This is a genomic window from Pseudoalteromonas sp. SR41-7, from assembly GCF_014163935.1.
Classification (GTDB): Bacteria; Pseudomonadota; Gammaproteobacteria; order Enterobacterales; family Alteromonadaceae; genus Pseudoalteromonas; species Pseudoalteromonas distincta.
In genome coordinates this window covers 1-13,870 of record NZ_JACJEF010000004.1, presented here as the reverse complement: position 1 = coordinate 13,870, position 13,870 = coordinate 1, and the positions used below count along the sequence as shown (strand labels likewise).

Annotated in this window: 12 protein-coding genes and 1 pseudogene; 9 read left to right on the top strand and 4 right to left on the bottom strand. The window is 41.4% G+C overall.

The features are described 5' to 3' along the window. Positions 1-6 precede the first annotated feature (6 nt). Together H5092_RS06410 and H5092_RS06405 are read right to left on the bottom strand one after the other, a co-directional pair. A complete protein-coding gene (locus tag H5092_RS06410) occupies positions 7-1,182 on the bottom strand; it encodes an isovaleryl-CoA dehydrogenase (RefSeq protein ID WP_182733161.1) in 1,176 nt (391 codons plus the stop codon). A gap of 47 nt (positions 1,183-1,229) precedes the next feature. Then, positions 1,230-1,664: a MerR family DNA-binding transcriptional regulator gene (locus H5092_RS06405; protein ID WP_165723432.1), complete on the bottom strand. Its 435-nt coding sequence runs from the start codon at positions 1,662-1,664 to the stop codon at positions 1,230-1,232. 330 nt (positions 1,665-1,994) lie between these two features. Here H5092_RS06405 and H5092_RS06400 point away from each other — a divergent pair, with 330 nt between their 5' ends. The 7 genes from H5092_RS06400 to H5092_RS06370 all read left to right on the top strand — a co-directional run bounded on the left by H5092_RS06400 (position 1,995) and on the right by H5092_RS06370 (position 9,744). After that, positions 1,995-3,176 (top strand): acetyl-CoA C-acyltransferase, encoded by a 1,182-nt coding sequence (locus tag H5092_RS06400; RefSeq protein WP_008135263.1) that lies wholly within the window; start codon positions 1,995-1,997, stop codon positions 3,174-3,176. A 125-nt stretch (positions 3,177-3,301) separates the two neighbouring features. Beyond that, on the top strand, positions 3,302-4,792 hold the full coding sequence (locus H5092_RS06395) for a CoA-acylating methylmalonate-semialdehyde dehydrogenase (protein WP_182733160.1): 1,491 nt from the start codon (positions 3,302-3,304) through the stop codon (positions 4,790-4,792). A 151-nt stretch (positions 4,793-4,943) separates the two neighbouring features. Next, positions 4,944-6,101: an acyl-CoA dehydrogenase family protein gene (locus tag H5092_RS06390; protein ID WP_002961869.1), complete on the top strand. Its 1,158-nt coding sequence runs from the start codon at positions 4,944-4,946 to the stop codon at positions 6,099-6,101. Between the two features lie 10 nt (positions 6,102-6,111). Next, on the top strand, positions 6,112-6,903 hold the full coding sequence (locus H5092_RS06385; protein WP_182733159.1) for an enoyl-CoA hydratase: 792 nt from the start codon (positions 6,112-6,114) through the stop codon (positions 6,901-6,903). Further along, positions 6,903-8,054 carry an enoyl-CoA hydratase/isomerase family protein gene (locus tag H5092_RS06380; protein WP_182733158.1) on the top strand — a complete coding sequence of 384 codons (1,152 nt, stop codon included), beginning with the start codon at positions 6,903-6,905 and terminating at the stop codon, positions 8,052-8,054. Before H5092_RS06385 ends, H5092_RS06380 begins: the two co-directional genes overlap by 1 nt. A 10-nt stretch (positions 8,055-8,064) precedes the next feature. After that, complete coding sequence (mmsB, locus tag H5092_RS06375) at positions 8,065-8,964, top strand: 3-hydroxyisobutyrate dehydrogenase (protein WP_182733157.1); 900 nt, start codon at positions 8,065-8,067, stop codon at positions 8,962-8,964. Between the two features lie 9 nt (positions 8,965-8,973). Further along, entirely contained in the window at positions 8,974-9,744 is a 771-nt protein-coding gene (locus H5092_RS06370; protein WP_149592399.1) for an SDR family oxidoreductase, read from the top strand. 243 nt (positions 9,745-9,987) lie between these two features. On the opposite strand, the pseudogene H5092_RS06365 reads toward H5092_RS06370, so the two are convergent. Further along, a pseudogene (locus tag H5092_RS06365) lies at positions 9,988-10,950 on the bottom strand (integron integrase). 239 nt (positions 10,951-11,189) lie between these two features. On the opposite strand from H5092_RS06365, the gene H5092_RS06360 reads away from it, so the two are divergent. After that, positions 11,190-11,543, top strand: coding sequence for a hypothetical protein (locus tag H5092_RS06360; RefSeq protein WP_024607715.1), 354 nt, complete (start codon positions 11,190-11,192; stop codon positions 11,541-11,543). Positions 11,544-11,657: 114 nt separating this feature from the next. Continuing rightward, positions 11,658-12,659: a DUF4365 domain-containing protein gene (locus tag H5092_RS06355; protein ID WP_182733156.1), complete on the top strand. Its 1,002-nt coding sequence runs from the start codon at positions 11,658-11,660 to the stop codon at positions 12,657-12,659. Positions 12,660-12,687: 28 nt separating this feature from the next. On the opposite strand, the gene H5092_RS06350 is transcribed toward H5092_RS06355, so the two are convergent. Further along, positions 12,688-13,641 (bottom strand): IS110 family transposase, encoded by a 954-nt coding sequence (locus tag H5092_RS06350; protein ID WP_182733155.1) that lies wholly within the window; start codon positions 13,639-13,641, stop codon positions 12,688-12,690. Positions 13,642-13,870 lie beyond the last annotated feature (229 nt).

The following is a 13,870-nucleotide window of genomic DNA, read 5'->3' as shown; positions in this document are numbered from 1 at the left end:
TAATCCTTAACGGCTTTCTGTGAAAAGTTCGCGGCCAATAAGCATGCGACGAATTTCGGATGTACCTGCACCAATTTCGTATAATTTAGCGTCACGAAGAAGACGACCCGTTGCGTATTCGTTTATGTAGCCATTGCCACCTAAAATTTGAATTGCATCTAGCGCCATTTTAGTTGCAAGCTCTGCGGCGTATAAAATGGCACCGGCGGCATCTTTACGGGTGGTTTCGCCTCGGTCACACGCTTTAGCTACCGTGTATACGTATGAGCGCGCAGCATTCATTTGTGTATACATGTCGGCTATTTTGCCTTGAATTAACTGAAATTGACCAATAGGGGTATCAAACTGTTTACGCTCATGAATATACGGTACCACTATGTCCATACATGCTTGCATTATGCCAAGCGGGCCCGCTGCAAGTACTACGCGTTCGTAATCAAGGCCACTCATGAGTACTTTAACGCCTTCGTTTAAGTTACCTAAAATGTTTTCCTCTGGCACTTCGCAGTTTTCAAATACCAGCTCACAGGTGTTTGAGCCGCGCATGCCTAGTTTGTCGAGCTTTTGCGCCGTTGAAAAACCAGGAAAGTTGCTCTCAACAATAAACGCGGTAATGCCTTTAGCGCCGGCATCTAAATCTGTTTTAGCGTAAATAACTAATGTGTGCGCGTCTGGGCCGTTGGTGATCCACATTTTGTTGCCGTTTAAAATGTACTTATCGCCTTTTTTTTCGGCTTTGAGTTTCATCGATACAACGTCAGAGCCCGCATTAGGCTCGCTCATTGCAAGGGCACCAATGTGCTCGCCGCTAATAAGCTTAGGTAAGTATTTTTCTTTTTGAGCTTGTGACCCGTTACGGTTAATTTGATTAACACACAGGTTTGAATGTGCTCCATAGCTTAAGCCAATAGATGCACTAGCACGGCTTATTTCTTCCATAGCAATAACATGTTCTAAGTAACCTAAACCGGCGCCACCAAGTTCTTCAGATACGGTCATACCTAGTACGCCCATTTCGCCCATTTGAGTCCAAAGTTGATTTGGAAAAGCGTTATCTAAGTCCGTTTTTTCAGCAAGCGGGGCAATCTCCTGACTTGCAAAACTGTTTACGTGGTCGCGGATCATATCGGCGGTTTCGCCAAGGCCAAAGTTCATTTCTTTATATAGTGAAATAGTGCTCATGATTCATTCCTGTGTGTTGTCAGTGTGTTTTTATTTTAAAAATAAACTTACTCGTCTATTTTATTAAGCGTGTCTCTACAGCGGCGCTCGGCCGTCACCAACTCCATAAGAACAACTTTAATGTCGTCCATTTGTTGAGATAGGTCTGCTTTTTTTTCTGATATAAGGTCAAGCATAGTAACCAACTGCTTAGCGCTTGATTTATCTGCGTCGTACAGTTCAAACAAACGTCCGGTTTCGGCCAATGTAAAGCCAAGGCGCTTACCACGTAATATTAGTTTTAAACGCACTTTATCGCGTTTTGAATAAATACGGGTTTGACCATTACGATCAGGCGTTATTAACCCTTGGTCTTCGTAAAAGCGAATAGAGCGGGTTGTAATGTCAAATTCTTTAGCGAGTTCGCTAATGCTAAATGTTTGTTCATTACTGGCCGGCATTTTGGCTGAGCTTGCAAAGTTTGTTTGATTATCTGGTTTCATAATTGTATTTACCTCATTCGAATAACTCCAATATAAGTGAAGTTTACGTAAAGGTAAAGTATGGTGTGATTTGAAACTATTTATAAAGGGATATTTAAGTGAGGTGTTTATTTATATTATTAATATTCAATGGGTTATTTTTATTTTATCAGTGTAGCCTAACCGATGGAAAATAATCATTACACTTATAAAACTAAAAATTAAGCTGTTTTTAGTTGACGTTGGCGTAAACGTTAGTATTGTGTAAGGGTATTAAATAATAAATGAATACTAAATTAATAGAGCAAATATACTAACAACTATTTGCATATAAATACAATGGAGTTAGTTATGACTTTAGAATCAGTGGTAATTGTAGCAGCAAAACGCACCCCAATGGGTGGTTTTATGGGAGCGTTAAGTGATGCGCAGTCTACCGAGCTTGGCGCAACCGCCATTGCAAGTGCACTTGCACAAACTGGTTTAGCTAATGATGCAATAGACGAAGTAATTATGGGCTGCGTATTACCAGCAGGCCTTGGACAAGCACCCGCACGCCAAGCAATGTTAAAAGCAGGCCTTGCACTTAGTACTGGCGCTACAACAATTAACAAAGTATGTGGCTCTGGTTTAAAAGCGGCCATGCTTGCAAACGATTTAATTAAAGCTGGCTCAATTCAATCTGCTATTGCTGGTGGCATGGAGAGCATGACAAATGCACCGTACTTTATACCAAAAGCGCGTGGCGGTATGCGCATGGGACATGGCGAAATAAAAGATCACATGATGAGCGATGGCCTTGAAGATGCTTACGACAACAAAGCAATGGGTTGTTTTGCACAAGACACCGCCGACGAATACGGCATTGGCCGCGAGCAAATGGATGCGTTTGCATTAGGCTCATTAAGTAAAGCAAAAGCAGCAATACAAAATGGTAGCTTTGATAACGAAGTTGCACCCCATACAATGCAAACACGCAAAGGCGATGTAACAGTATCGATTGATGAGCAACCAGGTAACGCCCGCCCAGAAAAAATCCCTACCTTACGTGCAGCTTTTAAAAAAGACGGCACTATTACAGCGGCTAATTCATCGTCAATTTCAGACGGTGGCGCAGCGCTTATATTAATGAGCGAATCAAAAGCAAAAGAGCAGGGCTTAACACCGCTTTGTAAAATTGTGGCGCACAGCACGCATTCTCAAAAACCAAGTGAATTTACAGTAGCGCCAGTAGGGGCTATGAACAGCGTGCTTGAAAAAGCAGGTTGGGCTGTAAACGATGTTGATCTTTGGGAAATTAACGAAGCATTTGCCATGGTAACCATGCTGGCTATTAACGAGTTAAAACTTGATGAAAGCAAAGTAAACGTTAATGGCGGTGCATGTGCATTGGGTCATCCAATTGGTGCAAGCGGCGCGCGTATTTTAGTAACGCTTATTCATGCCCTTAAAAACCGAGGCCTTAAAAAAGGCATTGCGTCTTTATGTATTGGTGGCGGTGAAGCGGTTGCTATGGCCGTAGAAGCGTATTAACTAGGTATTTAATAGTTATAAGAAAGCTGTACGAATAACTATAAAAGCGCTGCACTAATAATACTAACAAAGCGGCGCTACCAATTTTAAAAGAGAACACACAACTCACACACTAGGATTTAATCATGCACCAAGTACCACTACTTATTAATGGCGAATTTATTCAATCAGCATCAAAAGAGCTTATCGATGTTATAAACCCAGCAACTCAAGAAGTACTTGCACAAGTGCCATGTACCACAGAATCAGAAATGGACGCGGCAATTGCCTCAGCTTCTGAGACGTTTAAAACATGGAAAGACGTACCTATTACTGAACGTGCTCGCATTATGATGAAGTACGCGGCGCTATTAAAGGAACATCATGATGAGCTTGCTACCATTATTTGCCATGAATTGGGTAAAACATTTGAAGATGCAAAAGGCGATGTTTGGCGCGGTATTGAAGTAGTAGAACAAGCAGCAAACGCACCATCATTAATGATGGGTGAAACAATGGAAAACGTAGCGCGTAAAATCGATACGTATTCTTACATGCAGCCACTTGGCGTATGTGCGGGCGTAACCCCGTTTAACTTCCCTGCGATGATCCCCCTTTGGATGTTCCCGCTGGCAATTGTGTGTGGTAACACCTTTATTTTAAAACCGTCAGAGCAAGACCCACTTACACCAATGCGCTTAGCAGAGCTATTTATTGAAGCCGGCGCACCAAAAGGCGTATTACAAGTTGTTCACGGTACAAAACCACAAGTAGACCGCTTACTTGAAGATAAAGCAGTACGCGCTATTTCGTTTGTTGGCTCGTGTGGTGTAGGTGCTTATATTTATTCTAAAGGCACGCAAAACCTTAAACGTGTGCAAGCCTGTGTTGGCGCTAAAAACCACATGGTTATTATGCCTGATGCAAGTAAATCGCACGTTGTAAACAACCTAGTAGGCGCATCTGTCGGTGCTGCTGGCCAGCGTTGTATGGGTATTTCGGTTGCTGTGTTTGTAGGTCAAGCAAGTCAGTGGGTAGATGAAATAAAAGCAGGCTTTGAAAATGTACGCCCAGGCGTGTGGGATGATGCAAACGCGGCATACGGTCCACAAACATCAAAAGCAGCAAAGGCACGTATTTTATCACTCATTGCTGGTGGTAAAGAGCAAGGCGCTACCTGTTTAATTGATGGCTCTGACTTTACGGTTGAAGGGTATGAGCAAGGTAACTGGGTTGGTCCGACGTTATTTAGCGATGTAACCAAAGAGATGGATTTATACAAAGAAGAAATATTTGGTCCAGTACTAGCGTGTATGTTTGTAGACACGCTTGAAGAGGCAATCGCCCTTATTAACGACAGCCCTTACGGTAACGGTACCTCGTTATTTACGTCAAGCGGCGCAGTGGCTCGTAAATTCCAACACGAAATTGAAGTAGGCCAAGTAGGTATTAATGTGCCAATTCCGGTGCCTCTTCCGTTCTTTTCGTTCACCGGTTGGAAGGGCTCGTTTTACGGCGATACACACACGTACGGTAAACAAGGTATTCGTTTTTACACAGAAACTAAAACGATTACCTCACGTTGGTTTGAAGACGACATTGCGTCGGGTCCAAACATGAGCATTAACTTAAAGTAATCATGATTAAAACGAATAACTAATAATAAGAAAGATGGGCGCGAAGGCTACTTCACACACAACACACACATAAGCCTTCGCCGCTCGTCACTAACTATCCCTGTGACGGGAAACACTAACAACACAACTAACACAATTAAAGAGGTCTACCATGGACTTTAACTTATCTGAAGATCAACAAGCCTTTGCTCAAACTGCACGCCAATTTGCCGAGTCAGAACTTGCGCCCCATGCCGCAAAATGGGATCGCGAACATATCTTTCCTAAAGACACGATTAAAGCTGCGGGCGAGCTTGGTTTTTGTGGTTTATACACGCCAGAGGAAGCAGGCGGCCTTGGTTTATCTCGTTTAGATTCGAGCATTATTTTTGAACAACTTGCTATGGGCTGTACCGCAACAACGGCCATGTTGACCATTCATAATATGGCCACCTGGATGGTAGCAAGTTTTGGTACCGATGCCGTAAAAGACAAATACGTAGAGCAATTAGTAATGGGCGAGCTACTTGCCTCTTACTGTTTAACAGAGCCAGGCTCGGGCTCAGATGCCGCATCACTTAAAACAAAAGCCGTGCTTGAGGGTGATGAGTACGTTATTAATGGCTCAAAAATGTTTATATCAGGCGCGGGCGAAACCGAAGTATTAGTGGTAATGGCACGTACAGGCGGCGAAGGCGCTGCGGGTATTTCGGCATTTGTAGTGCCTGCCGACGCAAAAGGCGTTGAATACGGCAAAGCTGAAGAAAAAATGGGTTGGAACGCACAACCAACACGGCTAATTAGCTTTGAAGATGTGCGCATCCCTGCGCATAACTTGTTAGGCGCAGAGGGCGAAGGCTTTAAATTTGCGATGCAAGGCCTTGATGGCGGCCGAATTAACATTGCCACATGTTCAATTGGTACAGCGCAAGCGGCGCTTAATACAGCCCGTGAATATTTAAAAGAACGTACACAATTTGGTAAACCATTGGCTGCGTTTCAAGCATTGCAATTTAAAATTGCCGATATGAACACCGAGCTTGTAGCTGCGCGCCAAATGGTAAGGCTTGCTGCATTTAAACTTGATAATAACGACGTTGAAAAAACCACTTACTGCGCCATGGCTAAACGCTTTGCTACCGATGTTGGCTTTACTGTGTGTAACGACGCACTGCAAATTCATGGTGGTTACGGTTACATAAAAGAATACCCGCTTGAGCGCCATGTACGTGATGTACGCGTTCATCAAATTTTAGAGGGCACTAACGAAATTATGCGTGTGATTATAGCGCGCCGTATTTTGGCTGAGTCTGCAAGCGACGTTTTATAAGGAGCAATGTATGTCAGAATCTAAATCTAATCCGAGTATTGAACTTACAACCGAAGGTCATGTTGCTATTTTAACTATGTCTAACCCGCCAGCAAACACCTGGACAAAAGACACATTAATTGATTTAAAAAATACCGTTAACGCGCTTAATAACAATAAAAATATTTATGCATTAGTACTGACTGGTGAAGGCGAGAAGTTTTTTAGCGCAGGTGCCGACCTAAACGTATTTGCTGGTGGCGATAAAGGCGTAGCCGCCGATATGTCGCGTGTATTTGGTGAAGCATTTGAAGCGCTTGCTAATTTTAGAGGCGTGTCGGTTGCGGCCATAAACGGCTATGCAATGGGCGGCGGGCTAGAAGTTGCCCTAGCGTGCGATATACGTATTGCGGAAGAGCAAGCACAAATGGCGCTCCCTGAAGCTAAAGTTGGCTTATTACCCTGTGCGGGTGGTACACAAAATTTAGCATGGCTTGTAGGCGAAGGCTGGGCAAAACGCATGATTTTATGCGGCGAGCGCTTAAAAGCCGATAAAGCCCTACAAATTGGCTTAGTAGAAGAAGTAGTACCACACGGTGAAAGCTTTGCAGCGGCATTAAAACTTGCAAACCAAGTGGCCGATCAAAGCCCTAGCTCGGTAGCTGCGTGTAAAACTTTGATTCAAAAAGGGCGTCATCAACCCATGGCAAGTGTATTGCCTCTTGAACGTGAATTATTTGTTGGTTTGTTTGATACCGAAGATCAACAAGAAGGCGTAAATGCCTTTTTAGAAAAACGCCGCGCTAATTGGGTAAACGGCTAATGAGTGCTTTAACAGTATTAAATAACGCCGATGAGCCCGTGGTATTTGAAACTGCAGCCGCAGAAAATGGCAGTTTAATTGGGCTTATTACACTCAGCGCGCCAAAAGCCTTAAATGCACTTAATTTTGAGATGATCAAATTACTTGAACCGCAGCTGCGAGCTTGGCAAGACGATGATGCTATTGCAATGGTGCTGTTAAAAGGCGCAGGCGATAAAGCATTTTGTGCAGGCGGCGATGTTGTAAGCCTTCATTATGCAATGGCGCAAGGTAAACCAATAAGCTTAGTTGAAGAGTTTTTTACGCTCGAGTACAAGCTTGATTACCTTATTCATACCTTTGATAAACCTATCCTCGTTTGGGGTAACGGCATAGTGATGGGCGGCGGTTTAGGGCTAATGGCCGGTGCTAGCCACCGCGTTGTAACTGAAACATCACGCATTGCCATGCCAGAGCAAACCATAGGTTTATACCCTGATGTAGGCGGCAGTTACTTTTTACATAAAATGCCACAAAACGTGGGGCTATTTTTAGGGTTAACGTCGGCATCAATTAACTGCGACGACGCGCGTTTTGTATCACTTGCCGATCACTTTATCGACAGCACTAAATATGATTCCATGCTTACGCAAATTTTAACTGCAAAGTGGGGCAAAACCGCAAGTTTAAATCATGAGCGTTTAACTAAGTTATTAACCGATTTAGACAACCAATCTGCGCGTATGCCAAAAGGCAATATAAAAGCTAATTTAAAAACGATTCAAAAGCTGGGTGAATTTACAACCTTACAGGAGCAAGTTGATTATATTTTAGGGCTAGCTACTGACGATAAATGGCTACAACGCGCCCAAAAGTCACTTAAACACGGATGCCCACTAAGTTGCGCACTCGTTAGTGAGCAATTAAAAACAAGTAAAGGCAAAAGCTTATTAGCGTGTTTTAAAATGGAGCTGGGTATGTCGGTTCGTGCTGGCGAAGTAGGCGAGTTTCAAGAAGGTGTAAGGGCGCTATTAATAGATAAAGACGGCGCACCTAATTGGCAATACAAAACATTAAGTGATGTACCACAAACAATAATAGACAGCTTTTTTGTTAATCGTTTTGGCGAAAACCACCCACTTAATGGCTTAGACACGCCAATACACAAATAAAGGAAAGACGATGACTAAACTCAATATCGGTTTTATCGGCTTAGGCAATATGGGCGGCCCAATGGCGGCTAACTTAATTAAAGCTGGACATACTGTTAGTGTGTTCGATTTAAACCAGTCGGTCGTAAATGAACTTGCAAGCAAAGGCGCAAAAGCCGCAGTTGATGCAAAGCAGTGCGCAACAAATGCTGACGTACTTATTAGCATGTTACCTGCGGGCAAACATGTTAAATCCCTATACTTGGGTAATAACGGCGACAGCGGTTTAATTAACGTGCTGAGCAAAAATACATTAGTAATTGATTGCTCAACAATAGATGCAGAATCAGCACGCACTGTAGGCAGCGCACTTGGTAAACAAGGCATAAGCTTTGTAGATGCACCGGTATCGGGCGGCGTTGCAGGCGCAACTGCTGGCACTCTTACCTTTATTGTAGGTGGCGAAAAAGCCGCGTTCGATAAAGCAAATACAGTGCTTAGTGATATGGGTAAAAACATATTTCATGCAGGCGATATTGGCGCAGGGCAAGTAGCAAAAATATGTAATAACATGCTACTTAGCATTTTAATGGCAGGCACCAGCGAAGCACTGCAAATGGGTATAAATAACGGCCTCGATCCTAAAGTACTTAGCGACATTATGACTGCAAGCTCTGGCCGTAACTGGACGCTTGAGCTTTACAATCCTTGCCCAGGTGTAATGGATACCGCACCGGCTAGTAACGATTACAAACCAGGCTTTATGGTTGATTTAATGGCTAAAGACCTAGGACTTGCCATGGAAGCCGCGCAGCAAAGTAATTCATCAACCCCAATGGGTTCAATGGCTAAAAATTTATACACTATGCTACAGCACCAAGGTGCGGGTAGTGATGACTTTAGTGCCATTTTTAAACTGTTTTCTAAGTAGGAGCAACGCGTGGAAATTAAAAATAACACGGTAGTAATAACCGGTGGCGCACAAGGTTTAGGCTTTGCAATGGCGCAAAAGTTTGCACTTATGGGTGCCAACATTGCTTTAATAGATATGGCGCAAGACTTATTAAACAACGCATGCGAGCAATTAACGCAGCTTGAAGGTGTAACTAGCAATATTAAAGGTTATGCCGCAAACGTAACAAATGAGAGCGAAGTAGAAAACGTATTTAATACCATCAACAGCGATTTTGGCCACATTGGTGTGCTAATAAACAACGCCGGTATTTTACGCGACGGCATGTTTATAAAGGCTAAAGACGGCAAAGTCGTTAAAAAAATGTCTCTTGAGCAATTTCAATCAGTGATTGATGTAAACCTAACAGGTGTGTTTTTAGCCGGGCGGGAAGCTGCAAGCCACATGATTGAATCTGGTAAAGGCGGCGTTATAGTTAATATGTCGAGCGTAGCGCGCGCAGGTAACATAGGCCAAACAAACTACGCGGCATCAAAAGCAGGCGTAGTGGCACTTACCACCACATGGGCTAAAGAACTTGGTCGATTTGGTATACGTGTAGGCGCTATTGCACCAGGTGTAATAAGTACCGCCATGACCGACGCCATGAAGCCAGAAGCCAAACAACGTATGCTCGCGGTAACGCCAGTAGGGCGCTTAGGGGAAAGCGACGAAATTGCGCATACTGCACAATACATAATCGAAAACGACTTTTTTACCGGTCGCGTGGTAGAAATAGACGGCGGCATTCGTTTGTAAACCGAGGTTGATTAAGGTTGATTAAAAAAGCATGGCTGTTTTGGGCTGTGCTTTTTTGTTTTAAATCGGGGAGTTTATAATCTTGAAAAAGGCTAATAACGGCGTTGGCAATTTGTTGTAAAACATGGGTAGTATACCCGCTGAATTAAAACGTAGAACATTCTAGCGTTCCAATTAACTGCGTTAAAAACTTCTCATATAGATAAACTATATAACCCAAATTTTGCCTTGTTACTGAGATATTTATAATCTTGAAAACGGGCTAATAACCCCGTTGGCACCTTGTTGTAGTACATGGGTATATATTTGTGTGGTACGCACGTCACTGTGACCTAATTGTGTTTGTACTGTACGTATATCAGCGCCGCTTTGCAGTAAATGCGTAGCGAAAGAGTGGCGTAAAGTATGTGGCGTAACATGTTTGTTAATATGTGCATCAAAAGCGGCTTTTTTAACAGCGCGTTGTAATTGTTTTTCATCGATATGATGACGTCTTAATTGCTTACTCTCAGGATCAATGCTTAATTTATGTGATGAAAATAAATATTGCCAGCCCAGCTGTCTATTGTGGTTTGGATATTTTTTACGTAATAAATGAGGCATGTAAGCGCCGCTATACAAGGGGTTTTTCAGATCTAATTGCAGGTAACTATCAACTAATTGTATTTGAGAACGTAATTGCGGTGTGAGCTCTACGGCAAGGGTTACAACACGATTTTTGCCTCCTTTGCCATCTCAAATTCGAATGCAGTTATAGTCAAAGTCAATATCGTGTACCCGTAAACGCAGTACCTCCATTAATCGCATACCACTGCCATAAAGTAATCCACAGGGTAAATAATGCTTTGCAGAGCACACTTTAAAAAAATTATTTATTTCTTGCTGCGTTAAAACTACCGGTAGTTTAGTTGCTCGTTTGCTCTTAATAAAACTTAATGATAATGAAAGTGGCTTTTTAATCACTTCTTTAAATAAAAAGCTCAACGCATTTAAGGCTTGTGTTTGAGTGTTAGGAGCAACATTTTGTTGATTGACTAAGTAATTTAAAAAAAGTTCGACCTCATTATCTCCCATCGTTGTTGGGTGCCTCATAGAGTTAAATCGAATAAACGAAGCTATCCAGTATAAATACGCTTTAATAGTACTTTTAGCATAACGCTTTAGATACATTTGTTCGGCTATCATAGTTAAAAAAGGTGATTTCATGATATGAATCTCTAGCAAAAGTTAACTGTATATATAGACAGTGCTTGTTGTTTTGTCCAATATTACTGATCTCCACCATTTCGGTGTATTTGTGCATTGATTAAAAATAATTTCCAGTTAACTAATTGTTTACAGTTGTTTATTTGATGGTTAAGATAAATGCACTGTAATATATGGACATTTGTCGGTTTATAAAACGACAAATGTCGTAGACAAAATTGTTATAAGCTCAGGTACATATGCATCAGATTAAGCACTCGGCAAGTCCATACCTTTATAAGATTGTATTAGATAGTAAATGTAAATTATCTGGTGCTGACATAAATAAATTCAAGAAGACAGTGAGCCAAGGTGTCGCTGTTTATGGCTTCACACCCAATATTATAATAATTTCAAATTCACATTATGCACATTGGGACTCCATTTCAGTGTTTGCAAAAGTTATGGATACAGGTAAGTTGGCTATTTGTAGTAATGATAATTTAAGTGGTGTTATTAAAAATATCTCTACTGAGTTCACATCTATTAATGTAAAGCTGTTTGGTAAAAATGATATTAAAGACTGCAATGAGTGGATTACCTCCGCGGTCTAGCTTATAACAAGCGCTTTAAACGGAACAAAAACAATTGGTTAGGTTCCGCTTCGCTGCACATTATAACCAACAATTTTTGTCCGCTTAAGCGGGTGTTAGGCATTTAAGGAAACTATGAGTCTGCCGAAATATAATCCAACAAACTCCCAAGAAAGGTTTGGTGTGAATGCTGTAGCTGAAGCTATTGCAAGGTTAGGTCAAATCTGGCGAGAAACTTCTATTGCAGATGTAGGTATTGATGGTCAAATTGAATTTGTTAGTAGTGAGGGGTTTGCTACTGGGAAAATGGTTGCTGTGCAAATAAAGTCAGGCCCTTCTTTTTTCAAAGAAAGTGGAGATAACTGGGTCTTTTATCCGGAAGAAAAGCATAGATTTTATTGGGAAAGATATCCTTTACCCGTATTAATCATTATACATAACCCAGATGCGAACTTAAGTTATTGGGTTGATGCTCGACAGGCTATTAGGACTGCCAAGGCTTCTGATCCTAAAGGGATTAAAATACCCAAATCTAATATTCTACAAACAACAGACTCTAGCACTCTTTTTGAAGGTTTCGCAGCCTCAGAACAACACTTAATGTCACATGAAGAGCTATTAGATTTTTTAATAAAAAATGAATGTGACAATGCCTCTTTTCCAGTTTCATACTTTAATCTTTTTTGTTCTGGTCTAACAAACATTTGTCGTTCACTATATTTTGGTATGGATGTGGCTGCGACAGTTGCTGAAGAAACCTTAGTTAACCAAAACTCTGAATTTGGAATGGGAGTTGGACATTCGGAACATAGCTTTCTTTTTGATTACCTTAAATTTTTAGTTCACCAAAATATAGCAGATATTGATTTTTCAGATTGCATGATTGATTGGTATGATCGAGAAATGCAACCTTCGTTTTTGGCACCTTTGACTTCTAGAGGCAAAGCGCTAGTTAAATTAATTCATGAGCTAGAGAGTAAACTGAAATCTGAAGGTAAAATTGAAGATACTGGTAACTTACATGCCGCTCAAGAGTCTTTTGTACAAGTTTTATTTACTCACAGTGAAATCAATCGGATTGCTTTAATAAATAAAGTAAAAGATGAGTACCTAAATTCACAAATCAAAAATGCCTAACAAGTGACTATGGTGTCAATTCCTAATTTCAAACCATTTTAGGATCCCACATGACACCATCCCTCACCATAGAATTTATGATTACTATAAGCTTTCTTATACAGGCAATAATAGCCACTTTTTTAGGTTTCCCTGCCGCGACTAGCCGATGATAAATAGCTTTAAATTTAGGGTTACATTGGATAGCTGACATCATTGCCATATACATTGCGGTTCTAATTTTTGGCCGTCCACCTCGTATCATCCGTTTACCCTGATAAGCACCACTTTCTCGATTAAATGGTGCAACACCAACCAGTGATGCAGCCTCTTTATTGTTTACACACCCAAGCTCAGGCATGTCACTAAGTAAGTTAAATGCGACAACATTCCCAACGCCAGGCACACTTTGAATAATGTCATTCTTGACCTTATATTCGTCACATTCTTTGATGAGTTTTTGTAGTTTCAAATCTACTTTTTCAATCTGATTTTTTAATGCCGTTAGGATAGGTTTTATTAGTGATGATATTGTTTTTGGCATTATCTGTGAACGATTTTTCTCCATCGTTTGCATATCCATTAACTGCCTTCTTCTAGAAAGTAAATCACTCATCAAGCGCATCTGCTCTGGCTTTAAAGAAGAGAGTGGTGGCTTTATTGCTTCACCAAAATGAGCGATGAGTTGCGCATCAAGTTTATCTGTTTTTGCTTTTTGGCCAATAGCGCCTGCGAAACGTTTAATATTAACGGGATTAGCAACAACGAAAGGGATATTCGCTTGAGCACACGCCATAATAAAGGGGTGTTCAAGGCGCCCAGTTGCTTCAATAGTAACACGCGTTATTGGGTGCTTTTTTAGTGTTTTTATAGCGTGTTTAATGCCGCCGTCATTGTTTTCTACGGTGAAATATATATCTAAAGGTCGGATGTAAATATCGAGTTGAGTTTTACCTGTATCGACACCGACGTTAATTTCATTTTGATTATTGAGTATATTCATAATAAGCTGACTCTGCCTTGCGATTCGGGCTCGAGGCCCCGTTGACTATCCGAGTTTAATGCTTGGAGTTTATACAGCGTTCTTTCTTGTTATCGGTCTCTCAATAGAGGAGCCTTCAATCAATCGAACTACTGTATAAAAGGCTTTGGTTGCAGCCAAAGCTTGGGCCTCACATTACCCGAACTTGGTTAAAGTATTAATTAATTTATGGGTTTATTATCCATACAAG